The sequence below is a fragment of the Nonomuraea sp. NPDC005692 genome (assembly GCF_040631115.1).
Lineage (GTDB): Bacteria > Actinomycetota > Actinomycetes > Streptosporangiales > Streptosporangiaceae > Nonomuraea.
The window spans coordinates 35,920-56,377 of the sequence record NZ_JBEXYU010000036.1 but is presented as its reverse complement, the minus strand read 5'-3'; the positions used below and the strand labels follow the sequence as shown (position 1 = coordinate 56,377).

Below are 20,458 nucleotides of genomic sequence, written 5' to 3'. Positions count from 1 at the left end.
TTCAAAATCCGCTGACTGGACGATAGATGTGCGCATAGATGTCGTCAATGCCTCGTATTCGATCTGTTGCACGCAAATTTCAGGCCATTGACAAGGAACCCTGCGATCCCTACCGTTCGCCGCAGATCGCCTTAAAACGTTCTGCGCGAAGGGGCCATGTCCGGATGAAGCTCACCATCGCCGATGCCGGGCCCGTCAGCCCGCTGCCCATCCTGCGGCCTCCCGCCGTGGCGATCACCGACTTCGGGCACCCGCCCTCGCTGCTCCCGTACGGCAAGCGCGACTCCTACGGCCGAGACCCCGCCGAGCAGGAGGTGCCCTCAGTCACGCTGGAGAACGAGCACCTGCGGGCGGTGTTCCTGCCCGGCCTCGGCGGGCGGCTGTGGTCGCTGGTCGACCTCGCCACCGGCCGGGAGCTGCTGCACCGCAACCCGGTGATCCAGCCGGCCAACCTCGCACTGCGGGACGCGTGGTTCGCCGGCGGCGTGGAGTGGAACCTCGGCACCACCGGGCACTGGCCGTTGACCTGCGATCCGCTGCACGCGGCGTGGGTGGCGGCGCCGTACCCCGTCCTGCGGCTGTACGAATACGAACGGATGCGCGGCCTGGTGGTCCAGATCGACGCGAGCCTGCCGCCCGGCTCGCCGGCGCTGGTCGTGTCCGTCACCATCCGCAATCCGCGTCCGGAGAGCGTGCCGGTCTACTGGTGGTCCAACATCGCCGTCCCGCAGACGCCGCGCACTCGCGTCCTGGCCCCCGCCGACCGGGCCGAGCACTTCGGCTACGCCCAGCGGCTGACCACCGTGCCGTACCCGGGCGAACCCGATGCCGGCTACCCGGGGCGCTGGCGTTCGGCCGCCGACTACTTCTTCCACATCACGTCGGACGTCCCCTGGATCGCCGCCGTCGACGACGACGGTTACGGCCTGCTGCACACCTCGACGTCCCGGCTGAAGGGGCGCAAGCTGTTCGGCTGGGGCGTTTCCCCCGGCGGGACCCACTGGCAGAGCTGGCTCTCTGGCGCCGGGGCGCCGTACCTGGAGATCCAGGCCGGCCTGGCCCGTACCCAGCTGGAGCACCTCCCGCTCCCCGGCGGGACCGCCTGGACCTGGACCGAGACCTACAACCCCCTCACCCTGCGCCGCCCGCACGCCCCCTACGACGACGCGCGCGCGACGGTCGACGTGATCGCCAGGACGCTCCCGCGGGAATCGGCGCAGCTCGGGCCGTGGACCGACCACCCCGTCACCGAGGTGATCCACCGGGGCTCAGGATGGGGCGCGCTGGAACGCAGGGCGGGCGGCCTGCCGGAGTCGACGGCCACCCCGTTCGCCGACGACACCCTCGGGCCGGAACAGAAGCCGTGGCTGACCCTCCTGGAGAAGGGGGAGCTGCCGGGCGAGGAGGCGGTGTGCGTCGTCGGCCCCCGCTGGCTGAAGCTGCTCCGCCCGGCCCGCGACTGGCCCGGCCGCTACCACCTGGGCCTGAACCTGTGGGCCGCCGGCGACCGGACGGGAGCGCTCGACGCCTGGCGCCAGGCCCTGGCCGGACGGCGTCACCCCCTGCTGCTGCGGGCGCTGGCCGAGGCCCACCGGATCGACGGCGACGACGCCGCCGCGGCCGTCCTCCTGCTGGAGGCGCACGCCCTGGCGCCCGACGTGCGCCCGCTCACCGTCGAGACGCTCGCCGCCCTGGTCGCCGCCGGCCGCCCGGCGCGGGCCCTCGACCTCGTCGACCGCCTCCCGCCCGGCGACCGCGCGCACGGCCGCGTCCGCCTGCTGGAGGCCCAGGCCGCCGTGGCCGTCGGCGACCGCGTACGCGCCGGACGCATCCTGGCGGCCGGCCTGACCGTCCCGGACCTGCGCGAAGGCGAGGACGCCCTGCACGACCTGTGGTTCGCCCACCACGGCCCCGATCACCCCCTCCCGCCCGCGTACGACTTCCGCATGGACTGATCCCGCCGATCATCCCGGCCCCGGGCGGTCGCGCTGCCGCTGGAACAGGCCGAAGCGCGGGCCGCGATGTGGCGGAGCGCCCGCCCGCCGGCCCGCGCGGCCCGAACGTCAGCAGCCCCAGCTGTCGTGATAGACGCCGTAGACGTTCAGGTAGTAGCCGAGTTCCACCTGCTTCCCCGCCGGGACACAGAAATGCTGGTTGTCGGAGGACCTCCGGTAGGTGACCCAGATCTTTTCGCTGGTCTCCTTGCAGTTGCGGTAGTACTCCGTCGAGCCCTTGGTGTAGTGGCCGCACGTGTCGTCCGCGAGTGCAGTGGGCCGCATGCCGGTCGACTGCGCGACGGCCGGCGAGGTGAGAGCGGCGAGGCCGAGGCCGAGGGCGAGCGCGAAACCGAGGGCGGCAGTCTTCGTCTGAGCACGCATGTTGCTTCCTGTTCTGTGGAGGACCTCAGGTCCGGATGACCGTCAGTCGTGTCGGGGAGCCGCCGAGGTGTGTGGCCGGCACCGCCTTGAGAATCAGCAAAGCCACGTGGTGCTGGTGTCCAACAGGGCTGCGGACGACCTGGGCCGGACGCGTCCAGGCGCGGACGAAAGATCAGTCGGCCTCCGCGGAGCCGTGGCGCTGACCGGGCCTCGATGCCAAGGCCCGGTCACCCACTCAATCGCCCTGTTCGCGGGAGGAGGAAGCGTTCGGATGTGGCCGCGTCGAGGCGAGCGTGACCGGCTTGTCCGGCATGCGTACCCGCAGATCGCGGTCCGGCGCGCGCCGGGCGGGCGCCGGGGCGCCACCGGGCATCGCGCCCGTGGTGAAGTCCCACCACACGCCCGGCACCTCGTGGGCGACGACGGTGCCGGCCGTGGCCGTGCCGCCGTCGTAGCCGAGGGTGTAGATCAGGCGCTGGTCGTCGTCGGTGATGAACGCCGTCACCGGCCACGACTGCCCCGGCGCGCCGCCCGCCAGGTGGGTGGCGCCGCCCCGGTAGCTGCGCAGGCTGCGCACCGAGTCGTCGTCGGTGTACTCGTAGGCCAGCGCGGTGCCCTTCTGGCTGAGGAACAGCGCCTTGCCGTGACCGTTGACGTCCTCGGGGACCAGGCAGTTGCCCGCGCCCGGCGTGGCGCCGCCGATCCTGGCGACCATCAGGCACGAGGTCTGGGACGGATGCGCGGTGAACCGCAGGGCCACCACCTGCCCGTCGCCGGAGATGATCGGGTCGCCGACGTCGGTGCCCGGGAAGATCTCCGTCGTGCCGCCGGCGGCGGCGTCGTACAGCCAGGTGCGGTACTTCTGGGCGGTGGCGTCGTAGGTGGACCAGGTCACCCGGTTGCCGTCGCCGGACAGGATGCCCTCGCCCGTCGAGGTCGGGCAGTCGCCGTCGGTCTGGGAGTCGCACGAGGTCAGCTTCCGCGCCGCGCCGCCCTTGACCTGCCGGTAGAGGTTCCACCGGGAGGAGCCCGAGTGCACGTCGAGCTTCTTCCAGTAGACGACCGCGTGCCCGTCGTCGCTGACGGCGGAGACGTAGCCGTACTCCTCCAGCGTCCAGGAGGTCCTGGCGGAGACGTCGTGCACGACCGACCTCGGGGTCAGCACGCCGGTCCACTCCAGCGAGGTGAAGGCGACCACGTTGCCGTCCCGGCTGGCCAGCGGGCCGCCGACGAATCCGGTGACCGGGGTGACGCCGTCGGCGCCCATCGACACGACCTGCGTGCCGCCCTGCGTGTCCTTGCGCAGGATGAACGGCGCGGTGCTGGAGGGCGCGCGCCGGTCGTCCGGCATGAGGTTGCTGCGGGCCTTGGTCATGAAGAAGATGTAGCGGCCGTCGCCGGAGGCCGCGGCGCCGGTGGCGCCGCCGGCCGTGCCTGAGGAGTCGGGCCGGCCCTGCGTCTCGGTGCTGCCCGCGAGGTCCGCGCCGAGCGTGGAGGGCGGGCCGAAGAAGATCACGTCCGTCGGCGTCAGCTTCAGCGGCGCGGACGGCTCGCCGCTGCCCTGGGCGTTCTGCGCGATCACGGTGACGCTGTACGTCACCCCGGGCGTGAGCCCCTGGACGAGCTGGTGCGTCGCGTCGCCGCCATAGGCGTACGCACGCGCGGTCTGGCTGCCGTCCTCGGCCGTCGCGGTCACCACGTAGCCGGAGATGTCGCTCATGCCGGTGTCGGCCGGCGGCGACCAGCTCACGGTGGCCCCGCGCAGCGTCGGCGCGGTGTAGGTGTCGAGCTTGGGCGGGCCGGGTGTGCCGTACTTCGTGCCGACCTCGACTCCGCCGCGGGCCTGCAACTGCGGGTGCCCGCCGGTCGCGGGGCTGGTCACCTCGACCTCGGCCATGCCCTCCTGAGAGGAGTTGTACAGGCCGTCCGCGGTGAGCGTGCCGGGGCCGCTGATCAGCTTCCACCGGGTGACGACGTCGTCGGGATAGCCGGAGACGGTGACCTTGAACTGGTAGTTCTGGCCCGGTCCCACCCCGCCGAGCTGGGGGGTGACCTTGATGCCCTGGAACGCGCCCGCGGCGTGGGTGACCGTCCAGAACGTGCTGATGATGTCGTCCTTGCGCCAGACCGAGTAGTCCTTGCCGATCGCGCCCAGGTCGATGGCGGCCCCGAGCCGGGCCAGCACCCGCAGTTCCCACCAGGGGTTCTGCGTGGTGTCGGCCTTGAGCTGCACGCCCGGCACGTCCACCACCAGGGCGGGGCCGGCCAGGCCGTACAGCAGGAGCTCGATGTCGGTGGAGATGGCGGCGGTGACCGTGCCGTCGCCGTAGGCCCCGACGCCGCCGTCGCTGTAGAAACCCGGGCCGCCGTCGTTCGGGGTGCAGGACGTGCCGCTCTTGCCGGTGTGGCAGCGCGTGCCGAACTGCTTGTCCCAGTGGACGGCGAAGCTCAGCCCGACCGACGCGGACGCCTCGACCGACAGCGCGACCGAGAAGCGCACGCACACCACGACCGGCACCTTGCCCACCATGAACGAGAAGCACGGCCCGTTGACGTGCCCGAGGTGCACCCGCTTGTCGAAGGCGAACCCGAGGCCCTGCTTCACCCGCACCTCGGAGCTGATCTTCGTGGTGTTGCTGATGTCCACGCCCCGGCCGGCGGAGTCGGTGCTGGCGCCCATCTTGGTGTCCTGGTCGATCACCGCCCAGCCCTCGACCTTCGTGATCGAGCGGCCCTTCTGCTCGAACGACTCCTCGAACTCGATGACCAGGTTCCCGTCCCGCAGGCCGATCCGCGGCCCGGCCGCCCGGTCACGGGTGTTCTCGACGGGTTTGACCAGCCGCGCCCCCGGCACCGACGGCACGAACTCCACCTGGTCGCCGGTGTCCACGCGGCCGTCGGTGGCGAAGTTGGCGTCGGTGAAGGCGTCGCTCAGCGAGGCGGCCGTGGTCGAGACGACGAACCGCCCGTTCTGCAGCGCGGTGCCGGACACCTTGCCGAAGAACCCCTCCGGGGTGCGTGCGGTCTGGCCGATGACCAGCAGCGTGCCCGCGGTGAGCCCGGTGACCTCAGCCGGCGGGTTCTCGAACTCCAGGGCCCGCCCCCGTACGGCCCGCAGCGTGGCCGCCGCCTGCGGGGACAACACCCGCGGCTCGCTCTTGACCGTGAGCTTCGGGGTGATCGCCTCGGTCGGGGCACTGGCCGTGCCGGTGCCCGCGGCGTTGGTGGCGCGCACGGTGAAGGTGTAGGCCGTGGCCGGGTCGAGCCCCGAGATCGTGGCGGTGGTGGCGGTGACCGTCGCGGTCCTGCCGCCGGGGCTGGCCGTCACCGTGTAGCCGGTGACGGGGCCGGTGCCGACGTCGGCGGGCGCGTCCCAGGTGACCTGGACGCTGCCGGAGGCCGGAAGCCCGGCCCGCAGGTGCGTCGGCGCGCCGGGCGGCCGGCTCGCCGCCGGGGTGACCGCCGCCGCGGTGCTCGGGGCGCTCGCGCCCACCGCGTTCCTGGCGACGACCGAGACCGTGTACGCGGTGCCGTTGGCCAGCCCGGTCACCGAGGTGACCGTCGTGTCGGGCGGCGTGTCGACGCTCCGGCCGCCGGGCTGGACGGTCACCGTGTACCCGATGATCGCCGAGCCGCCGTCCACCGCGGGCGCCCACTGCACGTCCACGCGCTGGTCGAGGGGGGTCACCAGCAGCGCGGGCGGGGACATGGGCACCTCGGCGGGCGCCGGGCGCGCCGCGTCCGAGGGCGGCGACGGGTCTCCCGCGCCCGCCGCGCCGACCGCGGTGACGGTGAAGGAGTAGTCGGTGCCGTTGGTCAGGCCGGTGACCGTGGCCTCCGTGGCCGTCGTGTTCACGGTGGCGCCGCCGGGGGAGGCCGTCACGACGTAGCCGGTCACGCTTGCGGCGCCGGTCTCGGGCGGGGCCCAGGTGACGCGTACCGCGCCGTCCCTGCCGTACACGCCGGTGACGAACGGGCGGCCGGGCCTGCCCGCGACGCCCGGCGTGACCGGGTCGCCGGGCGCGGAGGCGTCGGAGACCCCGCTCGCGTTGGCCGCCGTGACGGTGAAGGTGTACGCGGTGCCGTTGGTCAGTCCGGTGACCGTGGCCTGTAACTGGTCGCCGGCGACGGACGCGGTCGCGCCGCCGGGGGCGGCCGTCACGACGTACCCGGTGATCGCCGAGCCGCCGTCGGAGGCGGGCGCGCGCCAGGTGACCTTCGCCGTACGGTCGCCCGGCGTCGCGGACACCCCGAGCGGCGGCGAGGGACGGGTGACCGCCCCGGCCGGCGTCACCGGCGCGGACGCGGCCGACCTCGCCGAACTGCCCACCGCGTTGGCGGCGGTCACGGTGAACGTGTACGCCGTGCCGTTGGTCAGGCCGGTGACCGTGGCCTTCAACAGGTCGCCGGAGACCGTCGCGGTCCTGCCACCGGGGCTGGAGGTGACCGTGTACCCGGTGATCGGCGCGCCGCCGTCGGCGGGACGCTGCCAGGAGACGGTCGCCGACGTGTCGCCCGCCGTCGCGCTCACACCGGCCGGGGCGGACGGCACGGACGCAGATCCGTAGTAGTCGAAGGTGTCGACGGTCACGCTGACGCTCGCGGTGCCGGTGTTCAGGATCACGAACGTGCCGCCGGTGCCCACCTTGACCGGCACCAGGCTCGACCAGAAGTCGTTCGGCTGGTACGCGATCGAGCCGCCGCCCGGGATGCTCGCCTGGCCCGTGGGGTGGACGCGCAGCAGGCCGTTCACCGTGCCCTTGGCGGTGATGTTCACGCCGACCGCGCTCACCCCGGAGGCCGGCACACCGCCCTTGCCCAGCGGGGCGACCGTGTACGAGGCGCCCGCCGCCACCGTCACGGAGGTGAGGGTCCGTGACGGGGCGACGGGCGCCAAGATCGAGGAGGCGACCGCGGCGGCGGGCGTCGCGAAGTAGCCCGCCACGTCGGCGTACACCGTCAGCGCGGCGGCCCCGTTGTTGTTGACGGCGATCTTGCCGTCCGCCCCGAGGGCGGCGATGACCAGGTTCGACTGGAAGTAGGAGGGCCGGTAGTCGATGTTCGACCCGACGGGCAGCGTGCCGCCGGACGGGTAGGCGATCATCTTGCCGGACCCGGTGCTCTTCACCGCGAACGTCAGCGCCACGTACGCCACCCCGGAGGCCGGCACGCCGCCCACCCCCGCCACCGCGAACGTGGCGGTCGAGTTGGCCGCGACGCTCTGGTTGCCGATGACCCGGCCGGTGTTCAGCGGCACGTACCGGGCTCCCGCCGTCGCGGCGGCCGTGGCGGTGAAGTACCCGTGCACGTCGGCGTAGACGTTGACGGCGGCCGTGCCGGTGTTCTTGACCTTGAGCGCGCCGTCCGGGCCGAGCTTGACCGTCACGAGCTGGTCGTCCCACACGCCGGACCGGTAGCGGGTGCCCGTCACCGCGGGCGCCGCGGCCAGGTCGGAGGGGAAGACGACGAGGCCGCCCGCCGCGCTCGCGCCCTTGGCCGCGAAGTTCACCGCGACGCTCGCGACCCCGCTCGCGGGCACCGCGCCCACCCCCGCCACCTTGACCGTCGTGGTGGCCCCCGCCGCGATCGACACGTTGCTCAGCACCCGGATCCGGACGCCGTAGAACTGGCCCGGTCCCGGCTGAACCGACGCGGCGGCGGCCGGGGCCGCCCCCGTCACCACGAGGATCCCGGAGAAGACCAGGATGAGTGCTGACAACCATCGCATGACCACACCGGCCTCCTGGCTATGGATCACTCCGCGTTGCGCGGCTGACGCTACCAAGGGCCCTGAGCTCGTGAAATACGGCGAAAAATAGAGATTTTTCGTCTATCAACCGCCGTACGGCGGCTCGTCCGACTGCAACTTCGGCGGTAGCCGCCGTCAGCCTTCGCGGGCGTGGCGTCCGGCTGGAGGTGCAGCTGACCAGGGACGGCGGAGCCGCCTGCCGGGCAGGCGGACTCGACGCCGACCGGCCGGAAGCCGCTAGGGACACGCCTTTCTGTACGGCAGTGTGGGTACGATCGCCCGCCACTGGGCCGCGCTCAGCCCGCCCGCCTTCGCGCACACCGCCGCCGCCAGCGCCTCCCCGCCCACGGCGTGCCGCCTGACGACGCCGTTGCCGTCCACGGTCAGCACCGCCGACCCGTCGCCGGTGAAGGCCACGTCGAGCGGCTGCCCGATCTCCGGGTCCTGCCCGCCGCCCTGGTCGAGCAGCGCGCCCAGATCCGTGCCCGACATCACGTCGACGAGCCGCACCCGGCCGCCCAGCTGGAGGGTGGCGATCAGGTCCTCGCGCGGCGAGTAGGCGGCGGGGTCGCCGAACCCGCGGGCGGTGGCGAGCCTGCGGCGCGTGGCCACGTCCCAGACCGTCATCCGGCGCCGCGCGTCGAGCACCACGACCGCCTTGCCGGAACGGGTGAAATACGCGCGCACCCCCTCGGCGTTCCTGCCGCCGCCGCCGAACGCCGGCCCCAACGCCTTGCCGCCGGCCGTCTCCAGCAGGTGCAGGCGGTCGCCCGCCACCACCAGCGTCCGCCCGTCGGAGGAGAAGGCCGCGTACGTCGCCGCGCCCGCCTCAGCCGACCACACGCGCCGCCTGGTCTGCCGGTCCCACAGCTCGACCCCGCCCTTCTCGGTGACCACGGCCAGCCTGGCGCCGTCGGGAGAGAAGGCCGCCTGCACGGCCGACGTGCGCAGCGTGCCCTGGACGGCGGCCGAGGCGGTGTCCACGATCCGCACCCCGGGCCCGAACGTGGCGACGAAACGGGAGTCCGGGCTGAACACCGCGTTCTCCGCCGCCTTCAACGCGCCGACGTTCCTCCCGCCGACATTTCTCCCGCCGACGGCCGACAGCTCGCCGTCGCGGACCACGAGCCGTCCGTCGCCGCTCAAGGCCGCCGTGCTCACAACGTGATCGTCGTTCTCGGTGCTCAGGTCGGCCACGTCCACCGAGAAGACCTGGTCGCCCAGCAGGTAGCGGAACGTGCTTCCGTCGAAGGCCCCCTGCGTCGCCTCATCGTCCCCGCGCACCTGGACCGTGGTGAGCAGTTGTGTGTCCGACCTGCGCCAGAACTGGATGGACCGCGAGGTCACCGTCGCGATGAGGCGGGCGCCGAACACGGCCGCGCCGCCGTTCCAGGCGCCCTGGGTGCCGGCGCCGTCCTTGTCGCCGATGAAGTCCTTCGCCCCGCTCCTCAGGTTGGTCAGCTCCAGCAGGCGACCGCGCCGTGCGGCCCGCCAGACCCCGTCGCGGCTGAACGTGCCCGCGGGGGCGGGCCCGAGCGCCTGGGCGGCGCCGGTCCGCAGGTCCCAGCGGGTACGCCGGTCAGCCTCCTCGAGCAGGACGGAGTCGTCCCGTTCGAACACCACGTCGACCCACTCGTTCGTGAAGTCCTTGGCGGTGGGGAAGGCGTGGTCGCTGATCGGCCTGCCGCTGACGAGGTCCACCGCGGTGGCGTGCCTGGCCGTCACGGTCACCAGCACCTTGCCCGACGGGCTCAGCGTCACGCTGTCCAGCGGCTCGGCCGGCCGGGTGCCGAGCGTCCGCAGGAGCCGGCCGTTCCGCACGTCCCACACGTGCGTCGCGGTGGAATCGGCGCTGATCAGGGTGCGGCCGTCGGCGCCGAGCGCCCTTACCGTGTCGCCCGCGGTCGACGGGTCGCGGAACATCGCCGTCTCGCGTTGTGCCAGCGAGGCCACCAGGGCCGCCCTGGTGGCCGGCGTGCGGTCCAGCCGCCAGGCCGCCAGGCTCGCCAGCATCGCCCGACGCGGGTCGCTCCCGCGCGTCGCGGTCGCCATCCCCGCCAGCCTGGCCGCCTCCGACCTGGTCAGCTGCCCGGCGATCTGCTCGGCCCGGTCGTCGGCCACCGCGCTCTGCTGAACGGCCAGCCCGCCGGCCACCAGCGCGATCACCAGCAGCCCGCCCAGGCTCAGCGAGGTCAGCCGGGCCCGCTTGGCCCTGTGCCTGGCCAGACCGGCCGCCGCGGACAGGAAATCGCGTTCGACGGGCGACAGGGTGATGTCGCGGCGGGCGGTGGCCGCCCACTCCAACGCGTTCTCCAGGCTGCTGCCCTGGAACAGGTCGCCGTCCCGGCGTCCCGCCACCTCCCAGCGTCGCGCGGCGGCGAGGATCTGCCGGTGTACGGCCAGGCCGTCGCGGTTGGTCTCGATCCACCGGCGGTACCGCGGCCAGGCGTGGGGCAGCGCCGGCCTGGCCAGCCGTACGCCGCTGTCCTGCCTGGCCAGGAGGTAGCCGAACACGGCGAGGATCCGCCGCACGGCGGCCACCTCGTGCGGCGCCCGCCCCTCGACGAACTCGGCCAGCTCGGCGTGCCGGGCCGACAGCTCGCCCGCCTCGTCCACCGTCACCAGGCGCAGGAACACCTCGGGGACCAGCTCGCGCTCGGCCGGATCGAGCATCGTGTACGCCTGCTCGGCCAGCATGCCGAGCGCGGGATCGTGCCCCTGCGCGCCGATCCCGGCGGCCCGGTGGCCGCCCTGGGCGAGCAGGCGGGCGGTGTCGAGGTCGCCGTCGCCGCTGACCAGCGCCAGCAGCAGCTCGCGGGCGGTCGGCCGCTGGGCCGGCTCCTTGGCCAGCGCCGAGGAGACCAGCCGGCGCAGCGTCCCGGGCAGCGCGGACAGGTCGGGGGTGGCGGACAACACCTGGTGCATGACGCTGCCCAGGTTCTCGGCGTGGAACGGATCACGGCCGGTGGCGGCGAAGACGACGACGGCTCCCCAGGCGAACACGTCCGCCGAGGCGTCCGCCCGCTGGCCGATGAACACCTCGGGGGCCATGTAGGTGGGCGTGCCGCTCACCACGCCGGTCGCGGTGAGCGACATCTCGGCGGTCCTGGCGATGCCGAAGTCGATCACGCGGGGACCGTCCGGGCCCAGCAGCACGTTGTCGGGCTTGAGGTCGCGGTGGATCACCCCGGCGTCGTGGATGGCGGTCAGCGCCGTCGCGATGCCGGTGGCCAGGCGGTGCAGGTCGTCGCCCGCGAAGGTCCTGCCCGCCGTGCGCAGGCTCGGGCCCTCCACGTACTCGCTGACGATGTAGGGGCGCGGGCCCTCCAGCCTGGCCTCGATGATCGGCGCGGTGCAGAACGAGGCCACCCGCTGGGCGGCCGCCGCCTCCCGGCCGAGCTGGGCCACCTGATCGCCGTGCAGCACCTTGATCGCCACCCGGCGGCCGTCCTCGGCGTAGGCCTCGTACACCACGCCCTGGCCGCCGGCGCCGAGCCGTCCGGCCAGCCAGTAACGACCGAGCCGCTGAGGGTCTCCTTCGATCAACACGGTGGGTTTGATGCGCCCATCACGGATGAAGTTCCGGCCGAAATGCCGATTTACGCATCATGAAAAATGTCGAACCCTTCTTGATCCGGACGCATCCAACCCTGACATGAACAAGATTCAGAAGCTTGCCGTCCTGGCTGTGCTCCCCGTTGCCGCAGCTCTCGTGGCCGTCCCCGCGCAGGCGGCGGAGCGTCCGAGTTGTCCCGTCCCCTCCAAGGCAGAGGTGCGGCGCTCGTCAGCCGGCAAGGTCGACAAGCCCGCGAGAGGCGCGGCGGCGATCAAGGGGGTCCGCGTCGGCCGGATCCCGAAGGGCTTCACGTATGGGCAGGTCGTCGTCAACAAGCACGACGGCATCGTCGAGTACGGCTACCAGTGGTCGGACGACCGCGACGACGTGAGCCGCCGGCACCGGGCGCTGTGGGTCAGGGTGGTGTGCTGGCCGAAGGCGACCTCGTTGGCGCAGCTCAAGAACGCGCCGTTCGACGTCGGGACCTTCTCCGGCGACACGACCACCACGAAGATCGGCGATCGCCAGGTGCTCCGCCAGGAGGGTGACGGCGCTTTGGGGGCCGGTGTGTACACGGGCTGGGTCGAGCGCGCGGGAGTCGTCGTCACCGTGATGGCCAGCCCGCCTCTCGTGCCGGGGTTGGCGGGGATCATCAAGGGCATCCGCCTCTGACCCTGCTCCTCGACGTGTCCGTCAAACCCCGGCGAGCCATCGACGGGCGGGGCATACTCGGTAGCGCACGGTCACTGTCCGCACCTCCCGGGGGACATTCATGGCCAAAGCGCGCCGGAGTCGGAAACGCGATGACAATCCCGACGGCGGCCTCGACGGCGGCTCCGACGGCAAGGGTGAGGGCAACGGCTGGAAGGCCGCCCGCACCTGGATCGCCGGGATCGTCAGCGCCGGGCTCATCGCGGCGATCGGCGTGGTGTTCACCGCCTGGTACACCGCGCGCGGTTCCGACACCCTCGACCGCATCGGCGGCGAGCCCCCGCTCACGGTCGGTCACGTGGAGGTCGAGTACGGCGAGCGTGACCTCGCCCTCAGGGAGCCGCTGACCGACCCCCAGGACCGGGCGACCCTGCTGGGCAAGGCCGTGAACGACGCCGACCTGGCCGCCATGTTGTCCCGCCACCACATCGCCACGATCGACGACCTGACCGCCACCGTCGTCCTGGTCGGCAACCGCAGCAGCGTGCGCGTCATCGACATCGAGCCGCGGATCCTCCTGCGTGCGCCGCGTTCGGACGCCGTCTACCTGGTCGAGGAGACCGCGGGCGAGACCGGCACGGTCGAGCTGGTCGCCGACCTCGATCGGCGTCCCCTTCGCTTCGCCATGAAGAAGGAGCCGGACGTCCCGTATTTCCGGAAGAAGCAGATCGACCTCCAACGGGGCGAACGGGTCACGCTCAGCCTGTCGGTCGTCGGCGAGGACGCGTACTACGAGTTCGACCTCGTGGCAACGGTGCTGGCAGGGGAGCAGTCGGAGCAGATCGTCATCAAGGGGCCCGGCGGCGGGCCGTTCCGGCTGACGGGCCGGGCCGGCTCCTACCGCAAGGCGTACCGCAAGGCGAGCAACGGTGGCTGGACGCCGATGCCTCCCGGCCATGCCTGCACCACGGCGGACAAGTGCTGAGGGCCGCCGCCGCGGTGCTGGCGGCGCTGTTGCTGATGGGCACGGCCGCCGGCGCGGCCGGCGACACACTCGCGCCGGTCCGGTGGCGTCTGGCGTGGACGGCGCCCGCCGACGGCGAGTACTGGAACTGGGAACTCAACGTCCCGCTGCACGGTGCGTCCGCGCAGGCCCTGGCCATGGCGACGGCCGGCAACACGGTACGCGTGCACGAGGCCCGCACCGGCAGGCTCGTCCACACCCTGTCCGGCTTCGCCGCCCCCATCGCCGGGACGTGGGTCGCGGCCGGCACGGTCGTCGTGCTCACCGCGGGTCCGCGAGGCGGCGACCAGCGGCTCCAGGCGTACGACGCGGGCACGGGCGCGCTGTTGTGGCGGCGCCGGATCACCCTGTCCCGGCAGGACGTCGAGGCGGGCGCCGGGCGTTACCAGGGGCCGCGGATCATGGTGACCGAGCGCGGTCTCGTGCTCGCCGAACGGGAGTCGGAACCCCTCGCCCTCCTCTCCCTGGACCTGCGCAAGGGCACCGTCGCGGCCAGAACCGTGCACGAGCGGCACTGCCACCTGACGGCCGCCGCCGGCGCCCGCTCGATCTTGCTGCTCGACCACTGCGCGGGCGACCGGGTACGCCTCGCCGCCGCAGACCCCGCCACGCTGCGTACCGGCTGGACGCGTACGCTGCCCTCGCCTGCGCTCCGGCTCTCGGACGCGCGGCCGCCCTCGTTCGGCATCACGATGAGCGGCGACGGATACGCCCAGGTCACGAGCGGCGACACCCCGGCCTTCTACGCGCCCGACGGCCGCCGCCTGTCCAGCGCGGAGGAGGCGCTGAGTCCCGGGCGGGGCGGCCGGTGGAGCGAGCCGCTGTTCGCCGGCGGCGTCCCCAGGATCGACCACGGCGGCGTGCTGTGGGCGGGCCCGGCCAAGTGGCCGCTGCCGGCCTTCCTGACCTCGCTCGACACCGTCACCGGGCGCCTGCGCGCGCTACCGATCTCCGCGCCCGCCACCGGCACCGTCCTCGTGGGGACGGCCCCCGGCCTGGCCTTCGTGCGGCCCGCCGCCGGCACCGTCGCCGCCTACACCCTCGGCTACGGGGTGCCGGACGGGCGCGAGCTGCTCGGCGGGGTCGCGGCGGACGCCTGGCCGGACGCATGCGACCTGCTGCCCCGCCCTCCCGGGGGCGGCTACATCACCAGGCCGGCCACCCAGGCCCTGTTCGGGCGGGCACTGCCGAAGCCCGTCCAGTGCGACCGGGTACCGCCGACGGACGACGAGCCCGTCGTCTCCTTGTCGGTGGACTGGGTCTCCGCCGACGCGCACCGCCTGTACGGCGTCGAGACCACCTTCATCAAGCGGGAATGGTTCCACGATCCGGTGACGGAGGATCCGTACCTGCTCGTCTTCCTCCGGTCCACCGCCACCGGCACCGGCAGCGCGCCCGAGGCCGTCGTGAACGTGGGCCCGGTCATCGTCCGCCTCACCGCCTCCTCGCAGCAGACGCTCCACGCCGTCGCCCCGCAGGTACGCGACAAGCTGCTGGCCCGCTACCGGCTGCCCCGGCGCGCGCCCGCCGCGCTGCCGCAGGTGCGCTGGAGCTTCCCCGCCGACGCACTCGTGGTGACCGACCCCGTGGTCCGCGGCGGCATCGTGTACACCGCCGACGGCAGCCAGGTCTACGCCGTGGACGCCGCCTCCGGCCGCCTGCGGTGGAGCCGGGCGCCCGGCGGGTCCTTGGGCCGTGCGCTCGTGGTCGCCGGCGGCCTGGTGCACGTCGCGGACGGGGCCAACCTCTACGCCTTGGACGCTAGTACGGGCCGGCCGCGCTGGCACCGGCGGTTGAGGCACCTGCTGGACTTCACCGTGGCGGAGGGCCGAGTCTTCTACCGCGACTGGTCCCGTACCGTCGCCCTCGACGCGGCCTCCGGCCGGGAACTGTGGCGCTCACCCTACGCCGGCGGAGCCGACGCTCCCGTCGCGGCGGACGGCCTGGTCTACGTCGCCGGCCACGCGCTGGACGCCGCCACCGGACGCCCGCGATGGCACGTGGAGACGGGGGAGAACACGGTGGTCGCCCCGGCCGGAAAGGTCGTCTACCTGGGTGGCGCCGGCGAACGCCTCCACGCCCTGGACGCCGCCACCGGCGAGGAACGATGGAACGTCCCGCTCGGCGCCGCCCCGCTCACCGCCCCGCTGCCCGACGGCGACGCCGTCTACGTGCGCGGCACGGACGGCGTCCTGCACGCGCTCGACGCCCGTACCGGCAGGCGGCGCTGGATCTTCCCGACCGGCGTCGGCCTCGCGGGCACGACCCCGGCCGCCGACCGGCGCCGCGTCTACGTGGAGGCCCCCGACGGCGCGGTCCACGCCCTGGACGCCGCCTCGGGAACGGTGTTGTGGCGCACCCCGACGGGCGCGCCACTCAGGTCCGGCCTCGTCCTGCACGCGGGCACCGTGTACGCGGGCACCGTCGACGGCACCGTCCATGCCCTGGACGCCGCCACCGGCGCGGACCGGGCGCTGGTCAGCGGCGGCGGAACGTACGCGACCGCTTCCGTCGCCGCGAACGGCCTGATCTACACGGGTGCCGGCGGCAACCTGTACGCCCTGCGCCCTCGCTGAGCCGGGACAAATGCCAGGATTCGTCCGGTCAGGCGAACAGCGCGCGGAAGGCCACTTCCCGGTCGTCGCGTTCAGGATGCCTGGCTGCGGCTGAGCCGGTCCGACGCGGAACAGATCGACAACCTCGGCGGATGGCTGACCACCGTCGTCGCCCCGGGAGTGCCTGCCCATGCTGCGTTCCCGCCGACGCCGCCGCGAGGAATCGTTCGCCACGCACCTGCCCGACCTGACAGTCGTCCCGGCCGGGGATCCCGATCCGGAACAGGAGGCGTTGCCGGCCGACTCGGTGGGCCTGGCCCTGCTCCTCGTGCTCGACCAGCTCACACCGGCCGAGCGGTTGGCGTTCGTGCTGCACGACATGTTCGACATGCCCTTCGAGGAGATCGCCGGCGTCGTGGGCCGCTGCGCCCAACCCGCCGGCTGCGCGTTGAACCCGGGTTCGCGGGCGGTGTGATCGGCGCCGTGCTCGACCAGCAGGCGCGCGATCGACGGCTCGCCTGCTGCCGCCGCATGATGCAAGGCGGTGGCGCCGGCGGCCTCGACGGCTTCCATGAACTGCATGGTGTCCTCCTCATGTGGTTGCACTCGTACCAATGAGCCCGGACGACGAGCCGATGTGACAGGGGTGCGACGCCATTCGGGAAGCCGACCGGCTCAGGTGTGATCGCGCACCGATCAGGTTTCCGCGCCGCGCCCGTCTGTACGTGTGAGATCGACTCACAGGAGGCAGGCACAATGCGGAAACTGATCTTCGCCATGAACGCGACCCTGGACGGCTACATCGCCGCGCCCGGCGACGACCTCGGCTGGAGCGGCGGGGAGGGACCGGACTCGTCCCCGAGCGGCGAGCTGTTCCAGTGGTGGTCCGACCGGGTGGACGCGACGGGCCTGGCCCTGTACGGGCGCAGGCTGTGGGAGGCGATGAGCTCCCACTGGCCGACCGCCGACAAGCAGCCGGGTGCCACACCGGCGGAGATCGAGTACGCGCGCCGCTGGCGGGACATGCCGAAGGTGGTGTTCTCGTCGACGATCGACAAGGTCGACTGGAACACCCGCCTGGTCACCGGCGACGCGGTCGCCGAGATCGCCCGGCTCAGGGCCGAGGACGGCGGCCCGATGGACATCGGCGGCGCGACCCTCGCCGGGACGGCCATGCGGGCCGGGCTGATCGACGAGTACGCGATCGTCACCCATCCGGTCCTGGTGGGCGGCGGCACGCCGTTCTTCACCGCGCTGGACAGCTGGGTGAACCTGAACCTGGTCGAGACGCGGACATTTCCCGGCGGCGTGCTGCTGACCCGATACGAGAGGAGGCGATGACCACGGGCCACATGCTCGGCCCGTAAGGTCAGGCCGCAATCCTTCGTGGCATGCTCACCGTGACCCTCGGCGGACGTCCGAGTGAGCTGTGGCCCGCCTCGCCTGCCCGTGCGCCGGACCCGTCGACGATGGGTGCGATCACAGCGTCGCGGGCAGGCTCAGCCATGGTTTGTCGGTGGCGTCGAATCCGGTGAGCTCGGAGATCTGCCCGTCGACGATGTGCAGGACCGCGATGTTGAACAGACGATGTTCCGGGTCGTCGGGGGTGCGGCGGTACAGCACGGCGGCAGGCATGAGGTTGACCGTCGTGGGGATGCAGCGCCAGTCGTCGTAGCCGCGCTGGAAGAGCCCGCCGGAGACCCAGCCGTCCACCGCGTCCTTGGCCGTGACGACCAAGGTGCCCGGATCGGGCAGCATCGCGAAGCGCAGGTCGTCGCGGAGCAGGGCCGTCAGCCCGTCGAGGTCGTTGCGTTCATGGGCGTCCATGTACGACTTCACCACGCCGCGCTCGTCATGCGACAGCTCGTGCGTGGCAGGGCTCCGCCAGTCGAGGCGGCGGCCGGGCAGCTGCTCGCGCATCGTCACGCGCGCCCGCTGCAGTGCGCTGGTCACCGAGGCGACGGTCAGCTCGAGGGCGTCGGCGGCCTTCGACGCCGGCCAGCCGAGGACGTCGCGCAGGATGAACACCGCGCGCTGCCGCGGCGGCAGGTGCTGGACGGCGACGATGAACGCCAGCTCGATCGTCTCCCGCGCCACCGCCGATTCCTGTGGATCCTCCGGGAGCATCCGGTCCGGGTAGGGCTGCAGGTAGTGCACTTCCGAGCCCGTGCCCGGCAGCTCGGCAGGCACGGGTATGCGGTCGTTGCGCTTGTCCAGGAAGTCGAGGCAGGCGTTCGTCGCGATCCGGTACAGCCAGGTCCGCAGCGCGGCGTGGCCCCTGAACGACTCCCGCTTGTTCCACGCTCGCAGGAACGTCTCCTGCGTCAGGTCCTGGGCGTCCTCGTAGTTCGCGAGCATCCGGTAGCAGTGCACCTGGAGCTCATGCCGGTAGCGCTCCGTGATGAGCGCGAGCTGTGCTGCGTCGTTCGAGCGGGCCGCCGCGATGAACGCGGCCCCATCGTCGCCTGGCAGTCTGGCGTCGGTCATGGTCGTCAATCCTTCCGCGGGTGGCAAGGGGCCATGACAACTGACGACGGGGCGGAGGTTTTCTGAGCGGTGCAGCCGCTCACACCGGGCCGTTCGTCAGGCGGGTGGAGACGACGCCGCTGTGCCGCAGGACGTTGACGTGATGGGACACCGTCGAGACCTTCACCGGCAGGTCGAGCGCGGTGCAGGTGGACTCCTCCACCTGGTCGAGCAGCCGTACGATGCGCAGCCGCATCGGGTCGGCCGGCGCCTGGAGCACGGTGGACACGTCGATCTCGTCGAGGTCCGGCTGGACCATCCTGGTGATCACCATGGCGGGGCCGGGCGCCGGGACCGTCACCGCGCTGCACCAGCCGGCGCTCTACCTCGCCGCGGCGCGCAGGTTTCCGAGTGAATTCGACGAAGTTGTTCACGACCTGCGGCGATGTGCCACCTGCTGGCACTGTTGGTGCAGCTGAAGTGCTTCAACCGGATGGGCGGTTTCCCAGGACTTCCCGGAGGCAGCGGTGGCCCACATCCGCCGGCCTCGCCACCGCAGGCGTCCGTCTCGCTTGGCCTCTTGCGCGTCAGTCCGGCAGCCAGTGCAGCTCGTGCGCCAGGGTTTTGGCGACGGCACGGATGCGGCGGTGCAGTGGCGACGGCTCGCGTGGGAGGACCAGGTGGATCGTCAGGCTGGGCGCGCCCCGCAGCGGTCGCCAGGCGAGACCGGCCGGTTGTGCCGTGACCGCGGCCTCTCCGGCGGGGGCGAGGGTGACCCCGTCGCGCAGGTCGTGCTGAGACATGTCGAAAGAGACTGCGGGAGTGTGGAATCGGGGGTGTGGCCGGGTGTCGCGGAACAGTGCGGACAGCTGGTCGTGGACCACGGGGTTGGCCGCACGGTCCGGAAGTCGCAGCGGATAGGCGGCCGCGTCGGCGATCTCGATCTCCGGGTGTTCGGCCAGCGGATGGTGCTGCGCCAGCTGGACTCCGACGCGCTGACGCCGCAGCAGGAACCGGCGCACGCCACGGCCCGGCTGTTCGCCGCGGGTGATCCCGGCATCGATGCGGCCGTCGGCGACGGCGGGGGAGATCTCCGGTGTCGCCATCGGGACCGCGCCGACCTGGAGTCCGCTGTTGTCGCGAATCAGCCTGTCCACCAGGGCCGGTGCCGTCTCGGCGCCGGTGCTGAGGCTGTATCCGATGCGCAGGGTGCCCAGCTCGCCGGCCGCCGCGCTCCGGGCGGTGTCCCATGCCCGGTCCAGCGCCGCCAGCGCGGGCGGCGCGGACTCCGCCAAAGCCGCACCGGCTGTGGTCAACACGACGCTACGCGTGTTGCGGACCAGCAGGGCCGTACCGAGTTCCGCCTCCAGTCGGCGCATCCGGGCGCTGAGTGCGGGCTGTGCGATACCGATCCGTGCGGCCGCGCGGGTGAAGTTCAGCTCCTGCGCCAGCACCAGGAAGTACCGCAGGCTCACCGTGTCCGGCGCCACGTGCCCTCCCTGCCGATTGATAACGATCCGTTCTGAGTCTATCCCGTACCGATCTTTCCCTCGACCGCGCATCAAGCCCTAACCTGCGCATATGACGATCCAACTGACCGCAGTACCCGTCGCCGGGATCGATCGATCCGAGTGTCAATTCGACGTCGGCCGTGTCCGGCCGAACACTGGAGGTTTCCGTGGCTAAGGGCTACTGGGTCAGTGTCTACCCCGCCATTTCCGACACTGAGCGGCTGAGTGCCTACGACAAACTGGCCGGTCCGGCTGTCCAGGCTGGCGGCGGGCGCAACCTGGCCCTCCTCCCGTCCCGTGGCGGTCGAGTCGTCGCCCACGAGGCCGGAATCACGCAGCGCGTCGTTCTGATCGAGTTCGACACCTTTGAACAGGCCGTCGCGGCGTACGAGAGCGAGGCGTACCAGAAGGCGCTGGTGGCCTTCCCCGACGGCGTCGAGCGCGACTTCCGCATCATCGAGGGCGTCGACTGACCGGCGGGCGAGGAAGAGCGTGCGCTGGGCGCGACCGCCCTCCAGCATCCTCGCCCCGGCCGGGCAGCTGATGAGCCGGTTGTGTACGGCCGTCG

Annotated in this window: 12 protein-coding genes and 2 pseudogenes; 7 read left to right on the top strand and 7 right to left on the bottom strand. The window is 72.5% G+C overall.

Going from position 1 to position 20,458, the window contains the following annotated elements; translation table 11 throughout:
- The first annotated feature begins 164 nt into the window (after nt 1-164).
- Nucleotides 165-1,955, top strand: coding sequence for a DUF5107 domain-containing protein (locus tag ABZ459_RS44275; RefSeq protein WP_357984505.1), 1,791 nt, complete (start codon nt 165-167; stop codon nt 1,953-1,955).
- A gap of 108 nt (nt 1,956-2,063) precedes the next feature.
- Here ABZ459_RS44275 and ABZ459_RS44270 read toward each other — a convergent pair whose 3' ends face one another.
- From ABZ459_RS44270 to ABZ459_RS44260, 3 genes are all read right to left on the bottom strand, one after another.
- Nucleotides 2,064-2,378: a hypothetical protein gene (locus ABZ459_RS44270; protein ID WP_357984502.1), complete on the bottom strand. Its 315-nt coding sequence runs from the start codon at nt 2,376-2,378 to the stop codon at nt 2,064-2,066.
- 235 nt (nt 2,379-2,613) lie between these two features.
- Nucleotides 2,614-8,097: a fibronectin type III domain-containing protein gene (locus tag ABZ459_RS44265; protein WP_357984499.1), complete on the bottom strand. Its 5,484-nt coding sequence runs from the start codon at nt 8,095-8,097 to the stop codon at nt 2,614-2,616.
- A gap of 267 nt (nt 8,098-8,364) precedes the next feature.
- Nucleotides 8,365-11,676 carry a serine/threonine-protein kinase gene (locus ABZ459_RS44260; RefSeq protein ID WP_357984496.1) on the bottom strand — a complete coding sequence of 1,104 codons (3,312 nt, stop codon included), beginning with the start codon at nt 11,674-11,676 and terminating at the stop codon, nt 8,365-8,367.
- A gap of 10 nt (nt 11,677-11,686) precedes the next feature.
- On the opposite strand from ABZ459_RS44260, the gene ABZ459_RS44255 reads away from it, so the two are divergent.
- The 4 genes and pseudogenes from ABZ459_RS44255 to ABZ459_RS44240 form a co-directional block, all read left to right on the top strand.
- Nucleotides 11,687-12,355, top strand: coding sequence for a hypothetical protein (locus ABZ459_RS44255; protein WP_357984621.1), 669 nt, complete (start codon nt 11,687-11,689; stop codon nt 12,353-12,355).
- Between the two features lie 100 nt (nt 12,356-12,455).
- A complete protein-coding gene (locus tag ABZ459_RS44250; RefSeq protein ID WP_357984493.1) occupies nt 12,456-13,319 on the top strand; it encodes a hypothetical protein in 864 nt (287 codons plus the stop codon).
- On the top strand, nt 13,313-15,934 hold the full coding sequence (locus tag ABZ459_RS44245) for a PQQ-binding-like beta-propeller repeat protein (RefSeq protein WP_357984490.1): 2,622 nt from the start codon (nt 13,313-13,315) through the stop codon (nt 15,932-15,934). The genes ABZ459_RS44250 and ABZ459_RS44245 overlap by 7 nt, the downstream gene beginning before the upstream one ends.
- A gap of 69 nt (nt 15,935-16,003) precedes the next feature.
- Nucleotides 16,004-16,337: pseudogene (locus tag ABZ459_RS44240) on the top strand (sigma factor-like helix-turn-helix DNA-binding protein); the annotation flags it as partial.
- Between the two features lie 80 nt (nt 16,338-16,417).
- Here the strand turns inward: ABZ459_RS44240 and ABZ459_RS44235 are convergent.
- Nucleotides 16,418-16,486: pseudogene (locus ABZ459_RS44235) on the bottom strand (hypothetical protein); the annotation flags it as partial.
- A gap of 183 nt (nt 16,487-16,669) precedes the next feature.
- Here ABZ459_RS44235 and ABZ459_RS44230 point away from each other — a divergent pair.
- Nucleotides 16,670-17,254, top strand: a complete 585-nt coding sequence (locus ABZ459_RS44230; RefSeq protein ID WP_357984488.1) for a dihydrofolate reductase family protein — start codon at nt 16,670-16,672, stop codon at nt 17,252-17,254.
- 138 nt (nt 17,255-17,392) lie between these two features.
- On the opposite strand, the gene ABZ459_RS44225 is transcribed toward ABZ459_RS44230, so the two are convergent.
- From ABZ459_RS44225 to ABZ459_RS44215, 3 genes are all read right to left on the bottom strand, one after another.
- Nucleotides 17,393-18,400, bottom strand: a complete 1,008-nt coding sequence (locus ABZ459_RS44225) for an RNA polymerase subunit sigma-70 (protein ID WP_357984485.1) — start codon at nt 18,398-18,400, stop codon at nt 17,393-17,395.
- A gap of 79 nt (nt 18,401-18,479) precedes the next feature.
- Entirely contained in the window at nt 18,480-18,740 is a 261-nt protein-coding gene (locus ABZ459_RS44220) for a helix-turn-helix domain-containing protein (RefSeq protein ID WP_357984483.1), read from the bottom strand.
- 226 nt (nt 18,741-18,966) lie between these two features.
- Nucleotides 18,967-19,869, bottom strand: coding sequence for a LysR family transcriptional regulator (locus ABZ459_RS44215; RefSeq protein WP_357984480.1), 903 nt, complete (start codon nt 19,867-19,869; stop codon nt 18,967-18,969).
- A gap of 188 nt (nt 19,870-20,057) precedes the next feature.
- Here ABZ459_RS44215 and ABZ459_RS44210 point away from each other — a divergent pair, with 188 nt between their 5' ends.
- Nucleotides 20,058-20,363 carry a DUF1330 domain-containing protein gene (locus tag ABZ459_RS44210; RefSeq protein WP_357984477.1) on the top strand — a complete coding sequence of 102 codons (306 nt, stop codon included), beginning with the start codon at nt 20,058-20,060 and terminating at the stop codon, nt 20,361-20,363.
- Nucleotides 20,364-20,458: the final 95 nt, after the last annotated feature.

Bases quoted from the DNA above. Each gene is read 5' to 3' on its own strand.
- ABZ459_RS44275 (WP_357984505.1), top strand. From the start codon at position 165: ATGAAGCTCACCATCGCCGATGCCGGGCCCGTCAGCCCGCTGCCCATC.
- ABZ459_RS44270 (WP_357984502.1), bottom strand. From the start codon at position 2,378: ATGCGTGCTCAGACGAAGACTGCCGCCCTCGGTTTCGCGCTCGCCCTC.
- ABZ459_RS44255 (WP_357984621.1), top strand. From the start codon at position 11,687: ATGCGCCCATCACGGATGAAGTTCCGGCCGAAATGCCGATTTACGCAT.
- ABZ459_RS44250 (WP_357984493.1), top strand. From the start codon at position 12,456: ATGGCCAAAGCGCGCCGGAGTCGGAAACGCGATGACAATCCCGACGGC.
- ABZ459_RS44230 (WP_357984488.1), top strand. From the start codon at position 16,670: ATGCGGAAACTGATCTTCGCCATGAACGCGACCCTGGACGGCTACATC.
- ABZ459_RS44225 (WP_357984485.1), bottom strand. From the start codon at position 18,400: ATGACCGACGCCAGACTGCCAGGCGACGATGGGGCCGCGTTCATCGCG.